30 protein-coding genes are annotated in these 25765 nt (G+C 49.3%); 16 read left to right on the plus strand and 14 right to left on the minus strand.

What is annotated here, in order from left to right; genetic code table 11:
- The first annotated feature begins 26 nt into the window (after window positions 1-26).
- On the plus strand, window positions 27-323 hold the full coding sequence (locus ABNS49_RS02440; RefSeq protein ID WP_348687823.1) for a GNAT family N-acetyltransferase: 297 nt from the start codon (window positions 27-29) through the stop codon (window positions 321-323).
- Window positions 324-733: 410 nt separating this feature from the next.
- Here ABNS49_RS02440 and ABNS49_RS02445 read toward each other — a convergent pair whose 3' ends face one another.
- Both ABNS49_RS02445 and ABNS49_RS02450 read right to left on the minus strand, forming a co-directional pair.
- Window positions 734-1132 (minus strand): hypothetical protein, encoded by a 399-nt coding sequence (locus tag ABNS49_RS02445; protein ID WP_135980843.1) that lies wholly within the window; start codon window positions 1130-1132, stop codon window positions 734-736.
- Between the two features lie 254 nt (window positions 1133-1386).
- The gene (locus tag ABNS49_RS02450) at window positions 1387-2883 is read right to left on the minus strand and encodes an RNA-binding domain-containing protein (RefSeq protein WP_348687824.1); all 1497 of its coding nucleotides are present in this window, start codon (window positions 2881-2883) and stop codon (window positions 1387-1389) included.
- Window positions 2884-3079: 196 nt separating this feature from the next.
- Between ABNS49_RS02450 and ABNS49_RS02455 the strand changes: the two genes are divergently transcribed.
- From ABNS49_RS02455 to ABNS49_RS02470, 4 genes are all read left to right on the plus strand, one after another.
- Window positions 3080-3265: a hypothetical protein gene (locus ABNS49_RS02455; RefSeq protein WP_135980841.1), complete on the plus strand. Its 186-nt coding sequence runs from the start codon at window positions 3080-3082 to the stop codon at window positions 3263-3265.
- Window positions 3266-3317: 52 nt separating this feature from the next.
- Window positions 3318-3980, plus strand: coding sequence for a GNAT family N-acetyltransferase (locus ABNS49_RS02460; RefSeq protein ID WP_135980840.1), 663 nt, complete (start codon window positions 3318-3320; stop codon window positions 3978-3980).
- Window positions 3981-4053: 73 nt separating this feature from the next.
- Complete coding sequence (locus tag ABNS49_RS02465) at window positions 4054-4827, plus strand: ZIP family metal transporter (protein WP_277820839.1); 774 nt, start codon at window positions 4054-4056, stop codon at window positions 4825-4827.
- A gap of 230 nt (window positions 4828-5057) precedes the next feature.
- Window positions 5058-6749 (plus strand): ammonium transporter, encoded by a 1692-nt coding sequence (locus ABNS49_RS02470; protein ID WP_338400922.1) that lies wholly within the window; start codon window positions 5058-5060, stop codon window positions 6747-6749.
- Between the two features lie 157 nt (window positions 6750-6906).
- Here the strand turns inward: ABNS49_RS02470 and ABNS49_RS02475 are convergent, their stop codons facing one another.
- The 5 genes from ABNS49_RS02475 to ABNS49_RS02495 form a co-directional block, all read right to left on the minus strand.
- A complete protein-coding gene (locus tag ABNS49_RS02475; protein WP_277820838.1) occupies window positions 6907-7134 on the minus strand; it encodes a hypothetical protein in 228 nt (75 codons plus the stop codon).
- Window positions 7131-7955: an HAD family hydrolase gene (locus ABNS49_RS02480; protein WP_135980837.1), complete on the minus strand. Its 825-nt coding sequence runs from the start codon at window positions 7953-7955 to the stop codon at window positions 7131-7133. The genes ABNS49_RS02475 and ABNS49_RS02480 overlap by 4 nt, the downstream gene beginning before the upstream one ends.
- A 123-nt stretch (window positions 7956-8078) precedes the next feature.
- A complete protein-coding gene (locus tag ABNS49_RS02485; RefSeq protein ID WP_135980836.1) occupies window positions 8079-8936 on the minus strand; it encodes a MurR/RpiR family transcriptional regulator in 858 nt (285 codons plus the stop codon).
- Between the two features lie 164 nt (window positions 8937-9100).
- On the minus strand, window positions 9101-9775 hold the full coding sequence (locus ABNS49_RS02490; RefSeq protein ID WP_135980835.1) for a DUF554 domain-containing protein: 675 nt from the start codon (window positions 9773-9775) through the stop codon (window positions 9101-9103).
- Window positions 9776-9979: 204 nt separating this feature from the next.
- Complete coding sequence (locus tag ABNS49_RS02495) at window positions 9980-10465, minus strand: 8-oxo-dGTP diphosphatase (RefSeq protein WP_135980834.1); 486 nt, start codon at window positions 10463-10465, stop codon at window positions 9980-9982.
- Window positions 10466-10586: 121 nt separating this feature from the next.
- Here ABNS49_RS02495 and ABNS49_RS02500 point away from each other — a divergent pair, with 121 nt between their 5' ends.
- Window positions 10587-12029: an ATP-binding protein gene (locus tag ABNS49_RS02500; protein WP_135980833.1), complete on the plus strand. Its 1443-nt coding sequence runs from the start codon at window positions 10587-10589 to the stop codon at window positions 12027-12029.
- Between the two features lie 169 nt (window positions 12030-12198).
- Here ABNS49_RS02500 and ABNS49_RS02505 read toward each other — a convergent pair whose 3' ends face one another.
- Both ABNS49_RS02505 and ABNS49_RS02510 read right to left on the minus strand, forming a co-directional pair.
- Complete coding sequence (locus tag ABNS49_RS02505) at window positions 12199-13020, minus strand: RNA-guided endonuclease TnpB family protein (protein ID WP_135980832.1); 822 nt, start codon at window positions 13018-13020, stop codon at window positions 12199-12201.
- 81 nt (window positions 13021-13101) lie between these two features.
- On the minus strand, window positions 13102-13254 hold the full coding sequence (locus ABNS49_RS02510) for a hypothetical protein (RefSeq protein WP_168353629.1): 153 nt from the start codon (window positions 13252-13254) through the stop codon (window positions 13102-13104).
- Between the two features lie 498 nt (window positions 13255-13752).
- Between ABNS49_RS02510 and ABNS49_RS02515 the strand changes: the two genes are divergently transcribed.
- From ABNS49_RS02515 to ABNS49_RS02535, 5 genes are all read left to right on the plus strand, one after another.
- Window positions 13753-14379, plus strand: a complete 627-nt coding sequence (locus ABNS49_RS02515; protein ID WP_135980831.1) for a queuosine precursor transporter — start codon at window positions 13753-13755, stop codon at window positions 14377-14379.
- The gene (gene tgt / locus ABNS49_RS02520) at window positions 14376-15596 is read left to right on the plus strand and encodes a tRNA guanosine(34) transglycosylase Tgt (protein WP_135980830.1); all 1221 of its coding nucleotides are present in this window, start codon (window positions 14376-14378) and stop codon (window positions 15594-15596) included. The genes ABNS49_RS02515 and tgt overlap by 4 nt, the downstream gene beginning before the upstream one ends.
- 118 nt (window positions 15597-15714) lie before the next feature.
- Window positions 15715-16281, plus strand: coding sequence for a DUF1292 domain-containing protein (locus ABNS49_RS02525; RefSeq protein ID WP_168353628.1), 567 nt, complete (start codon window positions 15715-15717; stop codon window positions 16279-16281).
- Between the two features lie 127 nt (window positions 16282-16408).
- Entirely contained in the window at window positions 16409-17833 is a 1425-nt protein-coding gene (locus ABNS49_RS02530) for an MATE family efflux transporter (RefSeq protein ID WP_135980828.1), read from the plus strand.
- Between the two features lie 199 nt (window positions 17834-18032).
- The gene (locus ABNS49_RS02535; RefSeq protein ID WP_135980827.1) at window positions 18033-18239 is read left to right on the plus strand and encodes a cold-shock protein; all 207 of its coding nucleotides are present in this window, start codon (window positions 18033-18035) and stop codon (window positions 18237-18239) included.
- A gap of 46 nt (window positions 18240-18285) precedes the next feature.
- Here the strand turns inward: ABNS49_RS02535 and ABNS49_RS02540 are convergent, their stop codons facing one another.
- Window positions 18286-18726 (minus strand): DUF3021 domain-containing protein, encoded by a 441-nt coding sequence (locus tag ABNS49_RS02540; protein ID WP_135980826.1) that lies wholly within the window; start codon window positions 18724-18726, stop codon window positions 18286-18288.
- A gap of 9 nt (window positions 18727-18735) precedes the next feature.
- Window positions 18736-19170 (minus strand): LytTR family DNA-binding domain-containing protein, encoded by a 435-nt coding sequence (locus tag ABNS49_RS02545; RefSeq protein WP_135980825.1) that lies wholly within the window; start codon window positions 19168-19170, stop codon window positions 18736-18738.
- A gap of 186 nt (window positions 19171-19356) precedes the next feature.
- On the opposite strand from ABNS49_RS02545, the gene ABNS49_RS02550 reads away from it, so the two are divergent.
- Together ABNS49_RS02550 and ABNS49_RS02555 are read left to right on the plus strand one after the other, a co-directional pair.
- The gene (locus tag ABNS49_RS02550; RefSeq protein WP_135980824.1) at window positions 19357-19959 is read left to right on the plus strand and encodes a TetR/AcrR family transcriptional regulator; all 603 of its coding nucleotides are present in this window, start codon (window positions 19357-19359) and stop codon (window positions 19957-19959) included.
- A complete protein-coding gene (locus ABNS49_RS02555; protein ID WP_135980823.1) occupies window positions 19946-20476 on the plus strand; it encodes a GNAT family N-acetyltransferase in 531 nt (176 codons plus the stop codon). Before ABNS49_RS02550 ends, ABNS49_RS02555 begins: the two co-directional genes overlap by 14 nt.
- A 17-nt stretch (window positions 20477-20493) precedes the next feature.
- Here ABNS49_RS02555 and ABNS49_RS02560 read toward each other — a convergent pair whose 3' ends face one another.
- Together ABNS49_RS02560 and ABNS49_RS02565 are read right to left on the minus strand one after the other, a co-directional pair.
- Window positions 20494-21087 carry a DUF3267 domain-containing protein gene (locus tag ABNS49_RS02560; protein ID WP_135980822.1) on the minus strand — a complete coding sequence of 198 codons (594 nt, stop codon included), beginning with the start codon at window positions 21085-21087 and terminating at the stop codon, window positions 20494-20496.
- A 52-nt stretch (window positions 21088-21139) separates the two neighbouring features.
- Window positions 21140-22243 carry an aldo/keto reductase gene (locus tag ABNS49_RS02565; RefSeq protein WP_135980821.1) on the minus strand — a complete coding sequence of 368 codons (1104 nt, stop codon included), beginning with the start codon at window positions 22241-22243 and terminating at the stop codon, window positions 21140-21142.
- 202 nt (window positions 22244-22445) lie between these two features.
- Here ABNS49_RS02565 and ABNS49_RS02570 point away from each other — a divergent pair, with 202 nt between their 5' ends.
- From ABNS49_RS02570 to ABNS49_RS02580, 3 genes are all read left to right on the plus strand, one after another.
- Complete coding sequence (locus ABNS49_RS02570) at window positions 22446-23633, plus strand: MFS transporter (RefSeq protein WP_277820837.1); 1188 nt, start codon at window positions 22446-22448, stop codon at window positions 23631-23633.
- A gap of 514 nt (window positions 23634-24147) precedes the next feature.
- On the plus strand, window positions 24148-24594 hold the full coding sequence (locus tag ABNS49_RS02575; RefSeq protein ID WP_135980820.1) for a low molecular weight protein-tyrosine-phosphatase: 447 nt from the start codon (window positions 24148-24150) through the stop codon (window positions 24592-24594).
- A 3-nt stretch (window positions 24595-24597) separates the two neighbouring features.
- Window positions 24598-25194, plus strand: coding sequence for a uracil-DNA glycosylase family protein (locus ABNS49_RS02580; RefSeq protein WP_135980819.1), 597 nt, complete (start codon window positions 24598-24600; stop codon window positions 25192-25194).
- A 15-nt stretch (window positions 25195-25209) separates the two neighbouring features.
- Here the strand turns inward: ABNS49_RS02580 and tpx are convergent, their stop codons facing one another.
- The gene (gene tpx, locus ABNS49_RS02585; RefSeq protein ID WP_135980818.1) at window positions 25210-25692 is read right to left on the minus strand and encodes a thiol peroxidase; all 483 of its coding nucleotides are present in this window, start codon (window positions 25690-25692) and stop codon (window positions 25210-25212) included.
- Between the last annotated feature and the right edge of the window lie 73 nt (window positions 25693-25765).

The following is a 25765-nucleotide window of genomic DNA, read 5'->3' on the forward strand; positions in this document are numbered from 1 at the left end:
TTGAGGCGTAGCTCGACGACAAGACGATGGAATCGCTGATTTACGAGGTGGATGGCGTGCCGGCGGCCTACGCCGCGATACGGTACGGGACATATTTGCACCATTGCGCCAAGACGGCGGAACTGATCGAACTGGACGTCGTCGAGCCGATGCGAAAAGAAGGCGTCGGGACAAAATTTTTAAAGGATATCGAGATGCTGGCACGTCAAAAAGGATGCGTGGAGCTAGCGCTTGCGACGAATCAAAAGCGAAAAAAGGCGCACCGGTTTTACGAAAAACGAGGGATGAAACAGACGCACTTCACGTATACGAAAAATATTTAAGAAAACCTTAAGAAATGTATTGACTTTCCTAGGACAATCCAGTATATTATGGAAGCAAGTTGTTTGGGGAAGCGACTTGTAACATCATAATAATGAAAAAAAAGCGAATCGGGAATCCAATTATTATACTTTCAAATGAATAATACTATCCTATACTCAATCCTTGATACCATATTCTAGTAGCATGGTTCCTCTTTCGGTCGCAGAAGATTGCGAAAGGATTTCCGAGCGCCTTGATTATGTGTGAGCTGAATACTCTACATAAAAAGACACCCGAAAGAAAAGAGCATGTTATATACAATTTGAGAGCGTCGGCTCTCATTTTTTTTTATATTCTGCCCGTAAAAAAAGGAATACCCGTTTCGTTCGAACGCGGATATTCCTTTTTGTTTTGCGTTGCCGGTCGTTCGTTACTCGTCTTCCGCCCAAGGAATGATGAACGCCATGTCGTGCATATAATCGGAAAAGCCGGGCCAGGAAACGATCGCTTTGTCACGGATCGTTTGAAGATGGTCTTTCCATTGCTCGTAAAGCGTCTCGTCCTCGCCTGCCATGCCCGCGACTTCGTAATACGTGTCGAATACGGCGTCGCAAAAGCCGGCTTCATTTGTTTCCCCGTAGTCAAGAGCCAGGTCGATAAAGGTCAAGCACAATTCGCCAAACGAGTCGTTTCCCAGTCCAAGTTGTTGAAAATCCGACAAGACGCGCTGCGCCTTTTCCAGGGAAAAAGGGCGTTTGCGAAAAATCGCATAAAGCTCGTTTTTGCTTGCCTCGAATTGTTTTGGTCCTTTTCTTTTTGTTGAATCCATTCCCATTTGTTTTCTCCTCTTTTGTGTTTTTATACTTTCTGTTGCATCCATTGTAACAAACAGCAGGGCGATCGCCAAAGGGGAATTGTCAGGGAGCGGGAAATGATTTCTCCAGCAAATCTCCAGCAAATCTCCAGCAAATCAAAGCTAAAAAAGGAATATCATACTTTAAGTAAAGTGGTTACTCCTTATTTAATTTGATTTTTTTAATAGTTGCAGGCAAAAATCTCCAGCAAATCTCCAGCAAATCTCATTTATAATTGCTTGGCAAGAATATTCAGTGCCTCTTTCGTTAATGTAAGAAGTTCTTGATTCGAACGAGTGATTGTATATTTTGTGGCTACAGATTTTCCGACACGTTTGATGATTTCTTTTTTGCAAAGCGAGTCTAAGGTTTGTTTAGTATGGTGTTCACTTAATTCTGTTGCTTCCTGGATTTCCTTTTTTGCCTTAGGGTTAGGGTAGTTTGTCAAATAATTGATTATAAGTATCTCTTTTTCCGTTAGATCGGGGTAGCTATCAGCAAATTTAACAGTCCAGATAGATAATCGAGTTTTTTCTAAGTCGGTTTCTATTTTTGGTGTTCTAAATTTCCATTTTAAAGAAGTCCCAAATATTTGTTGGCCACCAAAACCTTGTCTTTCGGAAAAACCGCAATTTCTAAAAAAACTCATAAGCATTTCATTGCGAGGTCGAGACTCTCCTCCTTGAGTAAATTGATTAATTGGAATTAGAAGTTGACCAGGATTCTCAAAAATATAAACGCCATTATGAATTTCGATTTTAATAGACGGATAGGATTGCTCATAATCCGCATGTGCTAAACAATTTACAAGAGCTTCGCGTAAAGATACTTCGATTGCCCTAGGATTCGATCTTTCTAAATTTTCATCTAATGCGAAAGGGGAATTAAAGCTATTGAGAAATTTTTCCCAAACTATATTAAAAAAGTTGTATACATTCATTTCAAAATCATAAAATTCGTCAGAAGCAATGCGATCATCCCATCTATTCTGCCCGGAGATACGATTAAAATAATCCAGATGAAAATGTGGATAAACTTTTTTAATTGATTGATATTTACCTAAAAAGAGCAAAGTTCCTCTTTTAATAGCATAAGTATTATTTTTTTGAAGATAAATAGCACCGATTCTTATAAGAAAATCTGTATCAGATAATGATTCAAAACGATTAGGATATTGCTGATTAAATTTTTTTCTATAACGATTTATTGTAGGAGAGTCTAAATCATCTAAAGAAGTGTTAGGTGCTGACAAAGAATCCATATCTGGCTTTGCGTTTCTAAACGTAGCGCGTAATTCATCGTTTGTCATTTTTAAATCAGCACTTCCTTTTCTGATAAATGAATTTTCAATATTTCCGCCACAAAAAACTGGTTTTTTGGATAAAGGAGCTTCTTCAATATCTATTTGAAGAATCGTTTTTCCATCAATGTTAATTAAGGTTATATTTTCCTCATTGGAATTATCATAGTTTACTTTACTTGGATTTCGGCAAGTGACAATGAAATCATCAATTACTTTTCTAGGATTTTCGACGCCTAAGATGATATTTTTAGGAGAATTTTCTTTGATTCCTAAATAAATTGTTCCACCATTTGTATTTGAAAAAGCGGAATAGGTCTCCCATAAATCTTTGGGCAGAAATTTACTTTTTTTTATTTCAGTAGAACAATCTTCTTTGAGTGTTTCAAAGAAGGTTCTATCTTTTTCACCTTGTACTATTTGCATACCAAATCTCCTTTTTATTTTATCCTACATAGGAAATTTAAAAAAGTAAATAATGCTGAAACGAGGATTGGAAATTTTCCCAAAAATGGTGCCGGCCATGTCAAAAAACACGGAAAAATGTAAACGCTTTTCAGGTTTTGTTTCTGAGCTTTCAAGCGTATAGTAAAAGTGAATAAAGGTAATGGAGGAGCCTGACGTGAACAAGAATGATAGACAATATGCCAAATGTTCGATTTTGCTGAATGAACAAACCGCTTTGCAAATGGAAGGCGGAAAAGTGAAATTGGCGATTCTTCCGGTTCGCCGAAAAATGTGGGGTGACGTTTTGAACGACCATTTTAAACGGCGGGAAGAAGAAAAAAAATCGGCGTATTTCGGTTAAATATACAGCAGGCAGCGCGATTGCCTTTTTTTGTGGAAAAGAGGTTTTGAAAATGAGAAATAAAGTGGATATTCCTTTTGAAAACGCCATCCAGGCAGGTGGACGGGTCGTGCGCCACGACAAAGAGGGAAAGCTGGTCGAAGCGCCTTCCGGCGTGTGGATGCTGCGCCAGCCAAACGAGTCCGTGTGTCGGGCGTGGCTGGCCGGGCTGGATCGCCAAAAGGTCGAGGTGATGATGGTGCAAGGGAAGAAAGCGCGGGATCTTGCCATGGTGACGCTTGGGTTTTCCTCGGCGCACGCCTGCCAGCTGGTCGTTTGGCCAAATTCGAAAGCCCCGGCGACAGCTTTGACGCTTTCCTTCCGGAAGGCGCGGGCCGATGATTTGGATTTCATCACCTCCCGTTACGATTTGCTCGAGCGGGAGGAGCTGGCCGCCTACATTGACAACGGGTATCTTTGGATCGCCTTACACGAACAAACGCCGATCGGGTTTGTCGGCCGCCACGCGGAAGGTAGCATGGGACTGCTTGAAGTGTTCGAACCGTTTCGGCGGCATGGCTTTGGCGCGCAGCTGGAAACATTCATGATTGGACAAATGCTTTCGGAAGGATTCACGCCTTACGCGGATGTGTTCGCCGACAACGGAAACTCTCTTTCTTTGCAGCGAAAGCTTGGGATGACGTTTGTTCCTTGCGAAACGTTCTGGCTGTTTTGAATAGCGTTCAAACAGGCGATCGTGGCTTTTTTTTGTATAATGGGGGCAAAAGAAAGGAAACCACACAATGTCAATGGAACTATTACAAGGGGTGCTCATTCCGTTTCTCGGAACGACATTGGGCGCCGCCTGCGTGTTTTTTGTGAAACACAACGTCCATGCCGGCACCCAGCGCGCGCTGACCGGATTCGCGGCCGGCGTCATGGTCGCCGCCTCGATTTGGAGCTTGCTCGTGCCCGCCATGGAACAATCGGAATCGCTGGAAGCGTTCGCGTTCGTGCCCGCGGTGGCGGGCTTTTGGATCGGGATTTTGTTTTTATGGATCCTGGATCATGTCGTTCCCCATTTGCATCAAGGCAGCGACGAGCCGGAAGGGGTCAAGGCGGCGCTCAATCGAAGCACGATGCTCGTTTTGGCCGTCACGCTGCACAACATCCCGGAAGGCATGGCGGTTGGCGTGGTGCTGGCCGGCGCGGCGCAAAACGGAATGATTTCCCTCGCTTCCGCGATGGTGCTCTCGCTTGGCATCGCGATTCAAAACTTTCCCGAAGGGGCGATCATTTCGCTACCGTTAAAATCGGAAGGCATGGGGAAGGCGAAAGCGTTTGGCTATGGCGTCTTGTCGGGCGTCGTGGAGCCGATCGCCGCGGTGGCGACGATTTTGGCCGCGCGCTATGTCGTGCCCGTCCTGCCGGTGCTGCTCAGCTTCGCGGCCGGCGCGATGATGTATGTTGTCGTCGAGGAACTCATCCCGGAAATGTCGGCCGGCAAGCATTCCAACGTGGGAACGCTTTGGTTCGCGGTCGGATTCACGCTCATGCTCGCGCTCGATGTGGCGCTCGGATAAAAACAGGTCGTTTCGCCTCGAATGCCACTCTGTAACAAAAAGAAAGAAAATGAAATAGATTTAATTTTTTTCAAAAAAGTATGAAAAAGACTTGCATATTCGAAAAAAGAGGCGTATTCTTAGGACATCCAATTCGAAGCAAAGGCGCTTATGGACTTGATCAACGGGGATCGGGTCGATAAGCGTCTTTTTCGCTTTTTGGAACAATCGAAAAGGAGAGAGTAGATATGATGGAAGAAGTATTGAGTCAAGTCTTTGGGATTTGGTTTCTGATCGGAGCCGCTTTGGTTTTCTTCATGCAAGCCGGATTCGCGATGGTGGAAGCGGGATTCACGCGGGCGAAAAACGCCGGCAACATCATCATGAAAAACACGATGGACTTTTGTTTGGGAACCGTCGCGTTTCTGATTTTAGGATTCAGCCTGCTTTGCGGAACGGGCGGAAGTCCCTGGATTGGCTGGGGCGCCCATCCGCTGACGGATTTCGCGACCACCGACTGGTCGACGTTTACCTTCAACCTTGTATTTTGCGCCACGGCCGCCACGATCGTTTCCGGCGCGATGGCGGAACGAACGAAGTTTATTTCCTATTGCGTGTACTCGTTTGTGATCAGCTTGCTCATTTATCCAATCGAGGCCCACTGGGTATGGGGACCGGACGGATTTTTGACCGCGATGGGATTCCACGATTTCGCGGGATCGGCCGTTATTCACTTCGCGGGCGGGATTTGCGCCTTCATCGGCGCGGCGATGCTGGGCGCCAGAATTGGCAAGTTTGACGCCGACGGCAAGCCGCACGGCATTCCTGGACACAACATTGTCATCGGGGCGCTGGGCGTGTTCATCCTCTGGTTTGGCTGGTATGGATTTAACGGGGCGGCCGCGAAAAGCGGGGTGCAGCTCGCGACGATTTTCGCCACGACGACAGTCGCGCCGGCGCTGGCGGCATGCGCGGTCATGGTGTTCACGTGGCTTCGTTACGGCAAGCCGGATGTGTCGATGACACTCAACGGCGCGCTGGCCGGACTGGTCGCCGTGACGGCCGGATGCGACGCGGTCAACGTGTTTGGCGCTTGCGTCATCGGCATCGTGGCCGGCTTGATTTGCTGCTTCATGGTATGGCTGCTCGATTATAAACTGCACGTCGACGATCCGGTCGGCGCCGTGGCGGTGCATTTCGCCAACGGGCTGTGGGGGACGATCGCGGTTGGATTGTTCGCGTGCGGCACCGAAACGATGCCGGAAGCGGCCGGCCTGTTTTACGGCGGCGGATGGGATCAGCTGCTCGTCCAGCTGTTTGGCTTGCTTTGCATCGGCGTGTGGACGGCCGTGACGATTTTCATTACCTTCTATTTGATCAAAAAGACGATTGGTTTGCGCGTGACCCCGCACGAGGAAATCATGGGTCTTGATAAAGAGGAGCATGGCTTGGAAAGCGCGTACGCCGGATTCACGATGGCGACGGAAATGAGCCCTTACGCGCCGATTCAAGTCGATGTGCCGAAAAAAGACAGCGTAGTCGTTGATGTCGAGGACGCGGTGCCGGTGCGGATGAAAGATGGAACAGGCGCTTTCTCGCAAGTGACGATCATTACGAAACCGGACCGGTTCGAAGCGTTGAAAAAAGAGCTCGATCAAATCGGAATCGGCGGCATGACGGTCGCCAATGTCATGGGCATGGGCGTCCAGAAAGGACAGACGACGTACTACCGCGGGGCGGAAGTCGAGTCGAAACTGCTGCCGAAGATGAAAGTCGAAATCGTCGTATCGGAAGTGCCGGTACAAAAGGTTGTCGACGCGGCGCGCAAAGCGTTGTATACCGGGTCGATTGGCGATGGCAAGATCTTCGTGTACGACGTGGAAAACGTCATCCGGATCTCCTCGGGCGAAACCGGAAAGGAAGCGCTGCAATACGCGAAATAAATGCGGAGGGACTTCGGTCCCTTTTTTGCGTGAAAAAGGGAAGGCCTGGCCTTCCCGGAGGATAAAAGATTGAGGAGTTGTCCTTGCTTAACGTTTTGAGGAGATCAGTTTTTTGCCTGCTCCAAAACGGCTTGGCCGTTGATGCGTCCGTAGTCGGTCATTGAAATGACATCGAGCGGGACGTTGTGCTTGTCGGCGATTTCTTTTGATAGCCGACTTGCGGGCCGAGCAAAGCGACGTTGATGCCTTCGATATGGCGGTCGAGCTCGTTGAGCGGGTAGGCGACGATATCGGCGTCAAGGCCTTCTTCTTTGGTCGCCTCTTTCATTTTTTCAACGAGCAGGCTGGTGGACATGCCCGCGTTGCAAAACAAGCGAATTTTCATGAATTTCCCTCCTGTAAAAGAAATGTGTCGATAAAATCGGCGATGCCGTCATGGTCGTTGTCGCCAATGATGAAGTCGGCCACGCGCTTCGTGGCGTCGGAGCCGTTGGCCATCGCCACGCCAATCCCGGCTTGCAGCACCATGTCGTGGTCGTTGTCGGCGTCACCAAACGCGCACACATCCTCAAGCGTCATGCCAAATGGTTCAATGGCCATCTGGATGCCGAGCGGCTTGCTGATGCGCGGATCCATGTATTCATACAAGATGCTGGCGGTTTTCAGGGCGGCCGACTTGTATCGCTCATTGGCAAACGTGCTTGCTCTTTCCACAACTTGATCCATGGTTTCCGGATCGCAGACAATCATCACTTTTGGCTTGGGCTCGGTGAGAAACGCGTCAAAGTCGACGACTTTGTATGGAACATGGTCGGCTTTCGACAAACTTTGAATGTGGCGGTCGTCTTTCGGGGCGTACAGGATGCCATCGTATGGAATCGCGAAGTTGACGTCCATATCGTCATAGTGGTCCATGATTTCGTGAATGAGCGCTCCATCCAGTGGAAACGCGGACTGGATCCGGTTCCAGTTGCGGTCCGCCACTTCCGCGCCACCCGTTCCGACGAGGATGTCGATAATCGAATCGAGCTTCCATTTTGGCAGCAGCGTTTCGACGCTGTTGACATCCCGGCCGGTACTTAGTCCCAACAGCACGCCAGCCTCGCGCGCCTTTTTCAAAGCGGACAATGTTTTTTCGGTCACGATGCCTTCACTGTTAAGCAGCGTGCCATCCAGATCGAAAAACAAGATTTTTGGTTGGTTCATATTCAATGCCTCCTTGCATGTTTAGTATAGGAAAACGAAAGCGGAAATGCCGGAAACGGAGGGAATACGAAAAAAAAGTCCCATCGAAATTTCGTTTTGAAAGCGAACGATGGGATTTTCGTGTCAGTCGTCGATTGTCGGGTTGAGCCGGTGGTAATACAAAAACTTTTTGTCAAGGTTTTCCTCGTAGCTTGTTTGAAAGTAAATGGCGTACAAGACGTCGAGCGTGTACAACAGGCTCATTCTTGTCGCGAACGAGGAAATCTTGCGGTAATGGTGCTCGTTGTGGTCGATCCATAAATGCGCTTTCACATTTTGAAAGACGCTTTCGTATCCGGGCGCGCTCAACAGGATGACGGGGGTGCGCGATTGTTCGAGCGCGTAGGCGATGGCGGGAATCGTTGAAGAGCGTCCTTCCATCGTGAGCACGATCGCGAGATGGTCGGGACCGGCGCTGGCGGCCATGAGCGTTTGCTCGTAGTCGTTTTCGGCCATGTGGACGTTTACGCCGATTTCGCGCAGCTGGAACTGGAAGTTTTTAAAGAAGCCCAGATTGCCGGCCGACGTGTACAAGTCGATCGCTTTCGCGTTGCGCATCGCTTTGCACGCTTCATACAAGCTGTACAGGTCGAACAAGTTTTTCTGGCTGGCCAGAGTGCTGTCGTAATCGGCCTTGAGCTGTTCGATGATTTCGTAGTGCGTCTGCATATGGGAAAACGGAAAATTTTTGTCGACATCCGCCTTTTCTTTTTCCCGGTGCAGCAGCGATTTGGAAATCTCGGCTTGCAGCGTGGAAAACCCGTCGAGGCCGAGTTTGGAAAGCAGCCGATACAAGGAGGAGGTGGAAACGTAGCACGTTTGGGCAAGTTGTTTTGGGGTGGTGGCCAGAACGGACTCGGGGTTGGCGAGAATGTGGTTCACGACGACTTGCTCGCTTTGTGTCCATGGGGAATCCAGCTCGAGGCGGGTAAGAAAATCCATAAGTTCCTCCTTTTTGGTTTATCATAACAGAAAAAAGGCCTCCGACGAGGCCTTTTTCCAAGAAAGTTTTAAGAAAGGGAATTTGATTATGAAGTGAGCTTTGTTTTAGCTCACCTGTATTAAACCATATCCGGATGGTCGTGCCAATGGAAACGCTCACTTTTTTATAAGAAAAGGGCGATGAGCAAGGCGGGCAGCAAATTGGCGACTTTGATCGTTTTTGGCCAAATCAAATTGACGCCCACGCAAAAGATGAGGACGTTGCCGACGACGGACAAGTTGTCCAGTGCCCCGTCCGCGAGCAAAAACACGAGAAACGACGACAAGACGGTAATCGTTCCTTGAAGCAGGCCGACGGGGATGGCGGAAAACACGCACCCGACGCCCAGAGAGGCGCTTAAGACGAACACGATGATGAAGTCGAGCAGTGACTTGGCGTACAGCGTGGATGGATCGTGGAACACACCGTCCTGGATAGCGCCGACAATGGCCATCGCGCCGATGCACACGGTCAGCGTGGTCGTGACGAACCCTTCCATGAACAGCTTGTTTTTGGCGTTGCCGCTTTTTTGCTTGAGCCACGCGCCAAAGCGTTCAAGCCAGCCTTCGATGTCGATCCAGTCGCCAACGATCGCCCCGATGGCAAGCGAGACGATGAGCATCATGGAAAACGAGCCGTGGAGCATGGATTCCATCGCGCCCGAGATGGCGAGAAACAGCACGCACACGCCGTTGATTTTCATCAGCAGTTCCTGCGTCGATTGTTTTAAATATTTTCCTAAGAGCATGCCGCCCAGACCACCAGCGACAATGGCGCCCACATTCACGATCGTTCCCATACAAATTCCCTCTTTTCGGCTTTTTATTATAAAATCGTTTATGACTCTTGTCTATTTTTTTTGCGTCACACAAAGAAAAAAGGCCTCCGACGAGGCCTTTTTCCAAGAAAGTTTTAAGAAAGGGAATTTGATTATGAAGTGAGCTTTGTTTTAGCTCACCTGTATTAAACCATATCCGGATGGTCGTGCCAATTGGAACGCTCTTTAAATTTCCAGTTTTTTTCCATCGAGTTCGGCAAGCACGAGCCGGTCGCCGACATAGTCTAGGCGAAGGTAAAAAAGCGGAATATCCTGCTGCATGAGATCGAGGAAAATCAAGTCCCCCGTCCACAAGGGGAGGTTTTTGATTTTGTCTTTCTCGATCCATACGAGCTCGCCTTCGTCGCATTCGATGAGTTCTCCGGAAAAATCTTTTCCGGTATACAAAAACATCAATTCGGAAAAGAGGCTATCGGTTTCGTCCTTTTGGAAGTTGAAGGTGATAATGGCCCGAAGCGTCGGATCATGCCAATCGAGGCCGGTTTCCTCCTTGCATTCGCGCTTCATGCAGTCAAGCACCGTTTCGCCCGGCTCCATTTTGCCGCCGATCCCGATCCATTTGTCTTTGTTGATGTCGTTTTTCTTTTTGATTCGATGGATCATCAAGTATTTTCCATCGTGTTCGATGTATCCTAAAGTCGTGTTTACCATAGGTTTATCTTAGCATAGTTGAGCGTGAAGTGGAGTGAAGTTGATGTTGAAGTGACTTTGAAGTAACGTTGAAGTAAGTTTGAAGTAGATGGAGCGAAAATGCAAAAAAGGGGGGGAGTCTATGTGTTTGGAGGAATTAGTCAACGTGATTTTGCTGGAAGATATGGAAGTGGAATGCAAGTCCCGACTGAATCGGGAGGATACGCTTGGATGGTTAAAAACCATCGCGGGCTTTTCCAATGCGCAAGGCGGTTGCTTGTATATCGGGGTGGAAGACAAGACGAATAAACTCATCGGGTTTGACCGAATCGAAGCGGATAACGAACGGAATTATTTCAATAATATAATCAATGAGCATATTGTTCCAAGACCGAATCTATCTATTTCTTTTCTTCCGTACAAAGTGCGGGAAAAGGAACGGTTTATCATTCAAATCCATGTAAAAGAATCAAGGATCAAGCCGGTTCTCTGCAAATATAAAGGCGTCCCGTCGATCTTTATACGTCGGGACGGGTTTACCAATGGAGCGTCGTATGAGGAAATCATTGATATGAGTGTAAAAAGCAAAAACACACAATATGACATTCAATTTTCGGATCAGCTGTATGATCCGGCCAACTTCACGACGCTCCAGGCGTTTTACGCGCAAAATAATCAGGGAAAAGAACTGCCTGAAAAAGCGCTTCGTTCGATGGGATTTTTCAACGAAGAAGGATATTTAGCCAATGGCGCCTTGTTGTTTTCCGATACGTATGACGGAAAGAAAACGAGTGTGCAATGTTCTGTGTTTTCAGGATTCAGCAAAGGAAGCAACCGGATCGTCACCGTCAATCGGTTTGAAGGAAATCTCATGGATTCGGTTCACTACATGCTGGAATTTGTAGAGCAGAGGATGAATCATACGATGATCAAGGAGGAAAATCATCGGAAAAATATCGACGCTTTCCCTTCGCGCGCTTTATTTGAAGCGGTGATCAACGCCATCGCCCACCGCAACTACTATTTGGATGGAACGCAGATCCAGGTCGATTTGTTTCGGGATCGTCTTGAAATTTCATCGCCTGGCAGTTTCTATCAAGGAGAGCAGCTTGCGAAAACATACGATCTTTCGTCCATTATTTCGAAGAGGAGAAACGAATTGATTGCTTCGGTTTTGGTGTTGTGCAACGCGATGGAAGCGGCAGGAACGGGATTCGATAAAATCATGTTGGAGTATCGGGATGCCAATCGAAAGCATCGGCCCTACATCTTTTCCTCTTCGGATGACTTTACGATCGTTTTGCCGGACCTTACGTATTCGGAAGGAATCGTGGACGACGCGACGCCAAGACTCTCTTTCGTTCCCGTGGAAAACGGGACCCGGTATGATCAAAAAGTATTGGAGTTTTGTTTTTACCGGACGCACAAAATATCGGAAATCGCGAAATTCCTCGGCATTAGCGATTCCACTTATTTTCGCAAAAATGTCATTGGAAATTTGGAGAGGCAAAACTATTTGATTGGCAGCAAACTGGGCCGGGCCAAATACTTTCGCACCAATCCGGAAATGGTCGCGCTCGAATGAATTACCTCGCCTGAACTTACGTTCTGGTAAGGTTTCAGATAACACCTGACAGAGAGAAGTGGAATCGGACGATTTCCGCACCCTTTTCTTTCAGAAACTATCCGGGCATATCCATGAGATGCCCTTACTGGTTCGGTCCTTTTCGACTTTGCCCAGCTATGGTTTTGTTTTAAGCCAGCTCCGGATGCACGATCCTTTTGATGTGGCGCAGGTCCACCTTGTCCGTTTTGAACAATTCAGGAAAAACCTTCCTTCCAATGTTGGCGGCCGCGTTCAGATCCGCGTTCAATATCTCTCCATTCGCGCGCCGGTAATTTCCTCTCGTCGTTCTCGTTCCACTCAAACCGTCCGCATGAAAACCATCCTCGTCATAGAACGACGCTTTCGAGGTGTACGCTTCTTCCGTCTCGATATATCGGATGCCTTCCCGCTCGCAACGGTATTTCAGCTTCTGTCGTAAGGCATAGAACGGGATACGGCAGAAGATGCGGTTGTTTTTCGAGCCAAGTTCGGCGTTTTGCTTCCATTCCTTGTTGCATCCGACGACCAATGTGTCGATGTCGTTTTCGACATACCACTGGATGATGGCATTGGCTGTCTTGTGCAGGAAATCCGTAGTCCTCAGTCCATTCTTGCGGTAGATCGCTTTCGCTCTTTTCGAGCTTTTCAATTTGATTTCCGTCCCGATCGTTTGTCTGGACGCCAATCGTGACAACGTGCGTGATTCCTCTTCCTTGATGCTTTTCAATACCCGCCCCGAAAACAAGAGGGAACGTTTCCCTATGTTGTTCGCGATGGCTGCGAGATTGTTCACACCGAGGTCGATCGAGGCGACTTGTTTGGGTTGTCTGCACGCTTTGACTGATTTCGTCTCATAAGTCAGCATGATCAAAAACACGTCATGATAGGGCACAATCTTCGCTTCTTTCAAGCGCCCTTCTTCCATACGACGGCATGGGATGCGCTCTTTGACATGGGGAAGTTTGAGCATCCCGTCGTAGTTCCTGCACTCCTGATTGGATAGGATGGCTGTCTTGTATTGCGCTTTGACGTATCGAGGAGGATTCGGTCTTTATCCATATGGATTGTTTTTCCACGCCTTCAACGATTTGAAATACGTGTCGAAATCCCGGCACGCCTGTTTCATCATGTGCTGCGCCGTATGACGAGGAAGTCCCTTGGCGAAATAGTCCGGATGGTTGGATACGGTAAACAGACGGAACAAAGTCAAATAGGATGGAAGTTTCCCGGTATCGAACGGGTTGTCAAACGAAGGCTGTTTCTTTTGGATCTCGGGAAGATACGCGTCTCATTGGCGTTTGGCTTCCAATTGAAGCGGATGGAGGTTTGTCTTGCCTTTCGAGGCGAAGACCTGGCGAAGCTGAAAAAGAGCGGCATTGTAGATGTTCTTGCTTTTTTGGCATACGTCCATACAATATGGATAGAGGGTATGGTTTCGTTTGATGACGATTCGATCGACAGCATAGGCCATGGGTTGACACCTCTTTTATCCAGTTCTATTGTAACATAATATGCATTTAGAAAAGAAATTTTATGTCAAAACCGCCAAAACAATATCGAACGCCCATGAAGATTCATCCCGTCATTGAGCCTGGCGTTCAGTGGGGGTCTTCTCTGCATGGGATAAAAACAAGGGAGGATCGTCGTTTTGCTCGTTCGCAGGGCTTTATTTTTCCGGCATCCAAGACTATAATTCATAGGTATGTCAGAGAAGAAATTGAAATTGTTGATTTACTTTATCGCGATATCGGCCGGATCCTTGCTGATATCCAATCTTTGCGCGATCAAGTTGTGGAATCTGGGCGGCATCGCCGTGGACGGCGGCGTCGTGCTGTTTCCCGTTACATATATTATAGGGGACTTGATCGTGGAGCTGTTTGGACAAAAGACGGCGCGCTCGATCATCTACGCGGGATTTCTCGTCAACGTGATCGCGGTGCTCGTGTTTTATATCGTCATCGCCCTGCCGCCGTATCCGGGATGGGAAATGCAGGACGCGTTCGCTTCGGTACTCGGGTTCTCGCCACGCATCATCGCGGGCTCGCTTTGCGGCTATTTGGGTTCGAACTTGCTGAACACGCATTTGTTCACGAAGATGAAAAACGGAAACGGCGTGTTCGCGCGTAGCTTTATCGCCCGGGCCCTTGGCTCCTCGGTGTTCGCGCACATCATCGACTCCGCGGTATTTGAAACGATCGCGTTTATCGGGGTGCTGCCGTTCAACGAGTTTCTGGCGCAGGCGGTGTTCGCGTACGTGCTCGGTCTGGCACTGGAAGTCGTGCTTTCGCCCGTCGAGATCGGTATTGAGAAGAAGTTGAGGAATTTATGAGTGCATATCACAACAACAACACCTTTTGGTTTGAGATCGTAAAACAAATCCCGGGACAGCTCGGCCGGGCCGGTATCATCCACACGCCGCACGGCGACATCATGACTCCGGCCTTCATGTGTGTCGGCACAAGAGGACAGGTGCCGTTTTTATCGCCCGAGGACTTGCGGGAAATCGGTGCCCAGGCCATGCTTTCCAACGGATACCATTTGCGTAACGCCTCGCCCGACATCGCCAGAGAAGGCGGGCTGGCCGCGTGGTCGAAATGGAACGGACCGACATTGACGGACTCGGGCGGCTTTCAAGTCATGTCGCTTGGCTCGGGACTTGGCAAAGTCGTCAGCATGGAACGGGAAAAGGAAGTGACGAACCGCAAAAAGGAGGAGCGGCTCGCGCTCGTGACGGAAACGGGCATCGAGTTTACCGATCCGGTTACGAAGGAGCTTGACTTTATTGGACCGAAGGAGTCGATGGAGATCCAGTGCCGGATCGGCGCGGACATCCACATGGCGTTCGACGAGCTCACGTCGCTGGCGGATTCGTACGAATACAACGTGGAGGCGCTGGAACGGACGGAACGCTGGGCGCAAATCTCGCTCGACGAGCATCGCAAACACGAGTACGACTTGGGCTACAAGCAGTCGTTGTACGGCGTGCTCCAGGGCGGACGCTGGGAGGACTTGCGCCGCTCGACCGCCAAAAAGATGGGACAAATGGACTTTGACGGCTATGGCCTTGGCGGCGCGTTTTTGAAAAACAACCTGGGCGATATCTTGCGCTGGTGCAACGAGGAGCTGCCGGAAGGCAAGCCGCGCCACTTGCTTGGCCTGTCGCACCCGGACGATATTTTGATTGGCTCCCTGATGGGGGCGGACACGTTCGACTGCGTGGCGCCAAGCCGGGAAGCCCGTCATGGCCGTATTTACACGCATGACGGCTACTACGCCTTGAACAAGTTCAAGGAAAGCGACGAGGTGCTTGAACCGGGCTGCGACTGCCCGGCCTGTCGAAAAGGATATACGCGCAAGCAGCTTTACACGATGCTCAAGTCGGAAGACAAGCCGACGCGCTACGAGTATTTCCGCCTGGCGACGCAGCACAATTTGCGATTCATCATCCGGTTGACGGAGGAGATTCGCCAAGCCATTTTGGAGGACCGGTTCGAGGAGTACCGCGACGCGTTCATGACGCGCTATTATAAAAAGAAAGCGAAATAGGCAAACGGGAGGAAGACGTCGAATCAAGACGCTTTCTCTTTTTTTCTGCTTTTTGGGTCATTCGAATGGGAAAACGATCAAGAAACACCAATAATAAAAAAAGATAGGAGGAATGAATATGGTAGAAACATTCACAGTCGAAAAAGACGGAAAGGAAATCACGTACCGCACGTTGCTGACGTTTTATAATAAAGAGGCCGGCAAGCATTTTGTCGTCTATACCGACGATTCGAAAGACGAAAAGGGAAACGTCAAGGTGCTTGTGTCCAGCTACGATCCCGATGTTGAAAAGTCGCCGCTTTGTTCCATCGAGTCGCCGGAAGAGTGGAAAATCGTTTCGGACGCGCTGGATGTGCATCAGGCCGAGCTGATGGCGGCGATCGACCGGTCGCAAGCGGCGGAAACGGTTGAAATCGAGGAGAAGAGCGCACCGGCCCGTTTTGAAATGAACGGTCTTACGTATCAGGTGCTCGCCAGTCTTGTCGACGAGGAAAACAACAACGAGTACGTGTTGTACGTGCCCGCGCAAACCGAAGCGGAAAAAGTGGAAGTGCTTGTGGGCAGGCTGCTGGAAAAAGACGAGAACGGCGTGCCAAGCAAGGTAGGCCCGATCGAAACCGAAGAGGAGTGGCGTCTGATCGAGGAGCCGGTCGGCGCGATCATTGAACATTTGAATCAAAAATAAAGAGGGAAGGCAAAGCGCGGGCTTTGCCTTTTTTGCGAAACGCTGTTTCATCTTTTCGAGGAACAAAGATTTTTTTTCCAATCGAGTCTATAATGAAGATGCATAGAGAAAAGGAAGGGGAAGTCGTATGGAAAAGTCTTTTAAGCTGGAATCCAGCATGCTGACCGGTTCTTTATGGAAACCGGTTTTACTGTTCGCGCTGCCGCTGGCCGCGACCGGGATCTTACAGCAGCTGTTCAACGCCGCTGATATCGCGGTCGTCGGCCAGTTTACGCAAGAGCGGGGCGCCATCGCCATGGCGGCGGTCGGAGCCAACGCGCCGGTCGTGGCGCTGCTGCTCAATTTTTTTGTGGGGATCTCACTTGGCAGCAACGTGGTCATCGCCAACGCGCTGGGATCGGGCAATCATACGATCGTGCGTTCGGCGATTGGCACTTCCGTCCTTCTCGCGCTGCTTGGCGGTGTGCTCATGGGCGTCGTGGGCGAGATAATCGCCGCGCCGTTGTTCGCGTCGCTCAACGTACCCGAGGAAGTCATGGAAATGGCGGTTTTGTATTTTCGCATTTACATGCTCGGCATGCCGGTAATCCTGCTTTATAATTTCGAGGCCGCGATTTTGCGAGGCGCGGGCGACACGAAAACGCCGCTGATGGTGCTGACGATGTCGGGTATCGTCAACGTCGTGCTCAATCTGGTGTTTGTGATCGGGATGGGCATGGCGGTCGAGGGTGTGGCCATCGCGACGGTCGTTTCCAATTTGATCAGTTCGATCCTTCTTTTGATCAAGCTTCTGCGTTCGAAAACAGAAATTTGTCTGGATGTAAAAAATTTATCTATGAACCGGGGCGTGCTCGTACGTATTTTGCGAATCGGCGTGCCGGCCGGCATCCAGAGTTCGGTGTTTTCGCTGGCCAACGTGATCGTGCAGGGAGCGACCAACTCGCTGGGCACAATCGTGATGGCGGCCAGCAGCGCGTCGACGAACATCGAGATTTTCGCGTTCAACGTGCTCGCTTCGTTTGGCCAGGCGTGCACGACGTTTGTCGGCCAAAACTATGGCGCCAACCAGGTGGCGCGCTGCAAGCAGATTTTGAAAGTGTGTCTGGTGGAAAGCGCGACGCTGACGATCGTCGCGATTTTGCTGATTATCAGCATGGGCCGGGGGCTGCTAGGCATCTTCAACGGGGATCCGGAAGTCATCGAAACCGGTTTTCTGCGCATGATGATTATTTTTCCGGCGTATATCTTCTCACTGACGTACGACACGATTTCGGGATATTTGCGCGGCTTTGGCATTTCGCTCATGCCGGCCGTTTTGACGACGGTGGCGATTTGCGGCTCGCGGATCACGTGGGTGTATTTCGTGTTCCCGCTCGCGCCGACGTTCGCGACCATCATGGCGATTTATCCGATTTCGCTTGGTTTGGCCGCGTTGTTTCTGGGCATCGCGCTGTGGATTAAAAAACCGGCGACGACCATTTTGAGAAAACAGCGGGAGCAGGAGGCGCGGCTGGAGGAAACCGGACAAACCGAGATGGCGGTTTCGCTGTAAAAACGCAAAAAGAGGGGTAAATCGCTTGTTTCTTTGAATAAATATGGTATACTTACTCTAGTAAAAGAAATTTCAGGACTTCAACTGATCGTTATTATTGGTTCTAGTGTGTATGTGTTTCTCAATACAAGGACCGGTCATGGCGATCATTTTTTGTAAAAGAAACGATTTCTTCTACGAAATGAAGGAGGTACTGAACATGAGTACAGGCAAAGTAAAATGGTTTAACAACGAGAAAGGATATGGATTTATCCAGATTGATGGTTCGGATCGCGACATTTTCGCGCATTACACGAACATCGCGGGCCACGGATTCCGTTCTTTGGAAGAAGGACAAAAAGTCGAATTTGAAATCGGCGAAGGAAAGCGCGGCCAGCAGGCGGAAAACATTCTCGTATTGCGATAAGGCGTGAAAGACCCGAAAGGGTCTTTTTTGTTCTTGAAAAGACGCCTTAGCGGGAATCGCGCTTCTGGAGTTGCTCATTGATTTTTTTCGCTTCTTTCAAGTTGTAGTGGCGAAAAATCAGGAAAATGCCCAGGGCGAGAGCGATTTGTCCGGCAAAGATAGCGAAAAAAGACAGCGGATGGCTCGGGTCGCCCATCCAGCCAAGCGACATCGCGATCGCTGTATACACGACAAGGCCGATACCAAGGTGAATGGTCATTTGCGTGGCGCGGGACAGGCGCTGGTCCTGGTACACGATCGTTGGCACGCCAAATCCCAGGCCGATGCCGATACAGCCCAGCACCATTTTCGTGAAGCGGTACCCGTCCAGAGAGAACATGCCGTGACCAATTTGGTCGAATACCATACCAATCAGACAAAAAAGCGTGCAGGCGATGCCGATGCTGATGAGCGAGTCGATGATGATTTGTTTGATGTTGTTTTTCATAAGTTCCTCCTAGATGCCGATGGCCTTTTTGAAGGCGGGCAAGTATTTGCGCGAAACGTAGTCCTGCTCCTTGTTTTTGAGCTTGAGCAGCAGCGCGCCGCCAAACGATAGTTCGACGTAGTCGATAAACCGGATGTTGACGAGGGTCGTTTTCGAGATGCGGATCATCGCGTAGCCGAGTTGCTGTTCGAGTTCGTACAGCCGTTTTTTGGACACGTATTTTTCGGTGGCGGTGTAGAAAAACACGGTTCCGTTTTCCACCCGCGCCATGTACAAATCTTCGGGGCGTAAAAGGACGATCCGGTCTTCCTTCATGGCAGCGATGGGCGCCTCGCTTGTGGACAAGGCGTCGATGAGCTGTTCAATATCGGGTGTCAAGGCGCTGGCGTGGATCGTGATATATGGGGCGGTGATTTCCGGGTCGAGTTGGATCTGTACTTTCATGTCATCCCTCCTTGGTTTTGATTATACGAAGAATGGATACGAAGAGGGGATTTTTTTGGTCAGTGGTCAAATATTACCGGTAAGAGGTGAATTGAGCGACGTCAAATCCGTTTTTTTTTCTTCTTGAAAAAGCGACACGCGTGTCGTATCATAAAAGCGACATATATGTCGCAAAGGAGACGGACAATGGAAACAAAGGGAGAAAAAACGAAACAGCTCATTTTGGATACGGCGTACCGGTTATTTGCCGAATATGGATTTACCCGTGTGAATATGAAAATGCTTTGCGAGCGAACCGGTTTGAGCCGGGGCGGGTTGTATCGCCATTATGAAAGCACGGCGCAAATCTTTTTGGAAATCCTTCGAAAGATGGCAGCCCGCCAGCAAGACGAAGTGCGAGAGCAAATCGCGAAAAAAGTGCCGGCTAAAGTCATTTTGGAAAGCCTGCTTTCCCGTTATGAAATGGAAATGCGGGACGATAAAAATTCTTTGAGTTTGGCAATCGTGGAGTTTTACGGCGATTCCAGTCATACGAAGGAAGACGGTTTTGTAAAACAAAGCTACGAGCGCTCCAAAGCGACGTGGATCGAACTTATTGCCTATGGCGTCGCGACAAAGGAATTTATGCCGGTGGATGCCGAGGCGGTGTTCCATGTAATCGTGTTCGCGTATCAGGGCGTGCGGTTGTATAGCCGGCTGATGGATATTGAGGACGATGTATCGTCGCAAATCGTAAAGGAAGTCAAGCGGCTTTTGCTGCCGCAGGAGGAACGGAATGAAAAAAGATGAGATTGTTTTAAAACGGCCGGTATCGGCGATGAAAGAGAGCGCGCTCGCGTACCGGAAAGCGCATTTTGAAAGTGGGGAAAAGACAATTTATGGAAGTGAGCTGTTCGATCAAATCGAGAGTTACGACGAGTGGCTGAAGGCGGTGACGCGCAACACGAAGCCGGAAACCGTCGATCCAAACTGGGTGGTGACGGACACGTTTTTCGCGGTCCGTCCCGGCGATCAGGAAATCGTTGGAATCATCGACTTGCGCCATTCGTTGAACGGCTTTTTGAAAGATTTGGGCCATTGCGGCTACAGCGTGCGTCCGTCGGAACGCAGAAAAGGATATGGAACGCAAATGCTGCGCCAGCTGCTGGATGTGGCGAAAGAGGCGGGTCTTCAAAAGCTTCAGCTTTCTGTGGAGCGGGACAACACGGCATCGGTACGTGTCATTCAAAACAATGGTGGCGTGTATGAGCGAAGCTTTTCCTTTGAGGGCAAAGAGGCGGATGTTTACGGATTTCTATTAAAATAAAGATGGAACGGGGATTTTTAGCGGTCCTCGTTTTCTTCTGGTATGAACCACCAGCTGTGAATACCCGACATGTACGTTTTCGCGCCTTTGGGCATTTGCGTTAGCGCGTGGAACACGTTGAGGTAGTCTCCGGCGCCCATGGTGATCGCGCACCATCCTAAGCCAAGCAGGACGCTGCATGACGGGAAAAGAAGGCCGAGCCCGTAAGGGAGCACACCGAAGACGCGGTTAGGAAGCATGGACATAAAAATGAATCGTCTCTTGCTCATCGTTTCGGTGCCGATCACGAAAAGCATGCCTTGGCGCAAGTTGGTGTATAAATAGACATCGTCTTTGAAACAAAGCGCGTGAAGGATCTCGTGGGGAAAACACGTGAGGAGAGAGAGGCCCCCGCCAATCCAGAAGCCGATGGAGAAAATCAGCCTGGTTTTGTACAGGGCTACGATTGGGATGGCGAGAACGACCAAAAGGACGAGCGCGATCCCGTTGGCGATCCAGGCTATTTTTTCGATGGAATCGGGTTCTTTGAATGGGACGGCGTCTTTTTTTGCGGGCGCGGCAGGCAGCGAGTCGGGATTGAGATCATAAGTTCCTTTATAGTGAAGTTTCATGAGGATTCCTCTTTCTTTTTTTCATTATAACGCAAAAAGCGCCGGCTGGCACTTAATGATCGAACGCTTCGGAAACGGTTTTAAGAAGAGAAACGATGGACAGATGCTGTGGACAGACGCCTTCGCATTGACCGCATGCGACGCAGGCGCTGGCCGGATTGCCCAAGCTGGAAAATTTATTGTAGTAGGTTTGATAGCGGGCGTGTTCGCCATAAAGACGCTGGCTGTTGTATGCCGTAAACAAGTCGGGAATCGCGATATGCATCGGGCAGCCGGCTACGCAATAGCGGCATTTGGTGCACGGAATCGTGTCCGCCGACAAAATTGAACGGGTGATGGCGGCGACGGCTTTTGACTCGGTTTCGGTTAACGGGCTGGCGTTTCGCATCGTCGCTGTGTTTTCTTTCATTTGTTCCCCATTGGACATGCCGGATAAAATCGTCATGACGCCTTCTTTTTCGGCAAGAAAGCGCAGCGCGAGAGAGGACGGTGTCGTGTGGGGAATGGTCTGTTTTCGAATGGCTTCGGCTTCGGGAGGCAAAACCGCCAGCGTACCGCCTTTGATGGGTTCCATGACGACGACGGGTTTGCCAAACCGTCGGGCTGCTTCATAGTTGCGCTTTGCCTGGATCACTTCGTTTTCCCAGTCGAGATAATTGAGTTGAAGCTGGACAAATTCCAATTCCGGGTGTCTGGTGAGGATTTGTTCGAGCAGTTCTGGCCCGTCATGATAGGAGAAGCCGATGTGCCGAATCTTTCCTTTGGCTTTCATTTCTTTTAAAAAGTCGAACGTGTTGTATTTTTCATACGTTGGCAAGTGTTTTTCCTCGACACTGTGAAGCAAATAAAAGTCGAAATAGTCGACTCCTGCGGCTTCCATGGATTCCTGGAAGACGCGTTCCACATCTTCGGGTCCTTTTAATTTCCATGCCGGCAGCTTGTCGGCTAAAGTAAACGTATCGCGCGGGTAACGTTTGACGAGCGCTTCACGTATCGCGTTTTCACTGCCCGCGTACGCGTAGGCGGTATCAAAATAGGTAAAACCGTTGTGCATGAATAAATCGACCATCGTCTGGACTTGCGTCTGGTCGATGACGCCGTTTTCGTCTTTGGGCAGGCGCATGAGCCCGAATCCGAGTTTGGAATGGCTGAGCATGAGGATTCCTCGCTTTCTATAGCTTCATTCTAGAGAAAAGGAAGAAGCGGCGCGATTCGTGGAGATGCTTTTGGAATGTTGTTTACAGATTGAATGAAAACGGGATTGGAAAGATGAAAACGAAGTTTGAGAAACAGGAAAAGCCATTTTCTTTTTTCTAAACGACTTTTACGATAAAGCTATCAAGAAAAGAGGGAAAAACATGGAATTTCAAATTCTCAAACAAAAGAAACACAGTTTGCTTGCCGGGTATAAAAATTCGTATTTCAGCTACTTTCTCATGTATAATTTTTACTATTTGTCATGGGCTTTATTTTCCGTTCTGATTTCCGTGTATTTGCTGGATCGGGGATATCGCGCCAGCGATGTTTCGCTCGTCGTGTCGGGATCGTTTCTTGCCTCGCTGCTTACGCAGCCGCTCATTGGTTCCTTGACGGACCGGTATGACGCGAAAAAGCTGAATCTCGCTTTGTTTGGTATCGCGATGATTGGGGCGGTCTTGTTTTTGATGGCCGATACCTTGTGGATGATTGCCGGCTCGTACGCGCTTGTGATGCTGATTTTGAACGGGACGAATCCGGTGATGGAAAAGGTGGCGACGGCCTCGCCGTACGCGTATGGACGGATTCGGATTTGGGGGACGATTGGATACGCGCTTGGCAGTCAGCTTGCCGGCTTGATTTACGACTTTGTTTCGCCGCAAGCGATCTTTATCGCGTTTTTGGGGACGATGGCTTTGTGCGTGATTGGATTGGCCGGAACCGATTCGCTGGCTATGGAAAAGAAACCGGAAAAGGAAAAGAATTCTTTGAAGAGCGGCAATAAAAAATTTTTTATCTATCTTGGGCTTGCGGGCGTGTTTTTTGGAATCACGAACGTGGTGAATACGTACGCGCCGGCCATGTTCCAGGCCAAAGGGCTGGATATGAGCGTGACGTCCGCGATTCTTTCGGCCGCTGTCCTTTGTGAGGCGCCCATTGTGTTGTGGTCGGGAAAGTTTATGGATCGTCTGGAAACAAAAACGCTTATGCTGATCGCGTTTGGTTTGGTGCTGGTGCAGCTAGGCGTGTACGCGCTTGATCTGAAGGTTGGAGCGATGGTGGCAATCACGCTGATGGCAAAGCATCCAGCCGGGATGTTGTTTATTATGATCAATTTGAAGGCGGTCGCTTCGCTTGTGGATGCCAATCGGCAAATCAGCGCGCTGGCGCTTGTGCAAACCGTGAAGTCGCTGTTTTCGATTGGATTTCAAAACGTAGCAGGAAATCTGTTGAATGTTGTGCCGTTCGCGCAGGTTTATCTCATTTGCGGATGCGTTCTTGGGGTGGCTTTGCTTGTGTTGCTAGGTGTCAAACTGCCTTCGACCAGTCAAAAGCTGTTCCAGAAATAGGGAAAAGGCTTGATGATATCCCCTCTATTCATCAAGCCTTTTTGTTTTCTATTCTTTTTTTCTTTTTCTTTTAAAGGCAGCCCGAGGAGCCGGTCTGTCTGGTCGGCCATAAAGAGTGGGATATTTATGGTAAATAAAGATAATCACGAAAATATGCATAATTTCGTGATAAAAATGACGTTTTTATTAAAAATGGCGTGATTGTCTTATGGTTTTCGTTATCGGACAGAATTGTAAAATAACATTTGAAGTCTATGTACATTTGAAGAAAAAAAGATGTAAAATTGAATCAAGTACTTTAAATATGAGATCAAAATAGTGTATTCCCAGCGGAAGCGGGGATGATCCCAAAAAGGTTTGCCTTCTCCGGGTGCGGGATGGGTATTCCCCGCGAAAGCGGGGATAATTGATGGGTCAGGATTGACTCTATTCAAATTAGAGATTTATATCTATGAGTCGGAATCGAAAAAATCCCCGTTCCATGTTAAGCTGGATTTCAAAGGAGAACGTACATATGAAAAAAATCCTATTCGTCTGCCATGGCAACATCTGCCGTTCCGCCATGGCCGAGTTTATTATGAAAGATCTCGTGAAAAAGGAAGGGATGGAAGACCAGTTTTACATCGAGTCCGCCGCCACGAGCACCGAGGAAATTGGCAACGACATATACCCGCCCGCCAAACAGAAGCTGCGTGAAAAAGGCGTGCCATTCACGCGACATTACGCTCGTCAGGTCACGAAAAAAGATTATAAACTGTTTGATGTCATTTTACTTATGGACGCCAACAACCAGCGCAACATCAAACACATTATCCCCAACAACCCGGACCACAAGATCCACTTGCTGCTGGACGGAAAGAATATCGCCGACCCATGGTACACAGACGATTTCGAAACGGCGTACCAGGATATTTTGAAAGGATGCCAGACGTGGCTGGATCGTCTGGTGTGGGAAAAATAGCGTATGGAAAAACTGGAAGAAATCATCGAGAAAGTCAAAAACGATCCTCGCAACGCGGACTACACGAAACGCGGCATTCCGCCCATCGTGCAAATGAGCGAAAACGCGAAAATTTTGATTGTTGGCCAGGCCCCCGGACGGAAGGTGGAGGAAACGTTGATTCCATTCAACGACGCGTCCGGCGTCACGCTGCGCAAGTGGCTTGGCATCGACGACAAGACGTTTTATTCGGATCAAATCGCGATCCTGCCCATGGACTTTTACTATCCCGGCAAAGGAAAGAGCGGCGATTTGCCGCCAAGAAAATTCATGGCCGCCTATCACGACGAGCTGCGCGCCCTCATGCCAAACATCGAGCTGACGATCCTGGTCGGGAAATACGCGGTCGACCACACGTTGAAAAAAGACAAGGAGCCGACGCTGACGGAAACCGTGCGCCAGTACGCGCGCTATTTGCCAACGTATTTTCCAATCGTCCATCCAAGTCCGCTCAATTTTGGATGGCGCAAAAAAAATCCATGGTTCGAGCAGGAAGTCGTCCCCGCGCTCCAGAAGCGGGTCAAGGAAATTTTAGACAACAAAAAAACGGCAGGATCCTGATTCCCGCCGTTTTGTTTACGCGCCAATCGCTTCGATGACTTGATCGTAGTGCGGCTCGTGGCTGACTTCATCCACGTATTCCACGTAGGTGAGTTTGCCGTCCTCGTCCGTGACGAACACGCTGCGCGCTAGCAAGCCGTTTTCCGTCATGCGCGTCCCTGTCTTTTTCGCAAAGTCGCGCTCTTTGTAGTCGCTTGTCGTCAGCACGTTGCCTTTGTGGGCCTGGCACCAGCGATCCAGCGCGAAAGGGAGATCCATCGACACGGAAATGACTTGCACGTCATCGCGCCCTTTCATGTATTCCATAAATTTCTCGAGTTCCAAATTGCATACGCCGGTATCGACGCTAGGAACGGCCAAAATGATTTTCTTTCCTTTTTCCTGCATGGGGTGGAGCGGTTCCAAACTAGTCGAGATAACTTCGAAGTCCGGCATCGTTTCGCCGGCTTTGAGCGCCTCGCCTTCCAATGTCACCGGATTGCCTAAAAATGTAGTCATAGTGTTTCCTCCTTGTTGATTTAACAGTAGAGGTTTCCAACGAAAGTATAAAGTGAAATGCCTGCCTTTCCGT

The sequence above is a fragment of the uncultured Dubosiella sp. genome (assembly GCF_964018005.1).
GTDB lineage: Bacteria > Bacillota_I > Bacilli_A > Erysipelotrichales > Erysipelotrichaceae > Dubosiella > Dubosiella muris.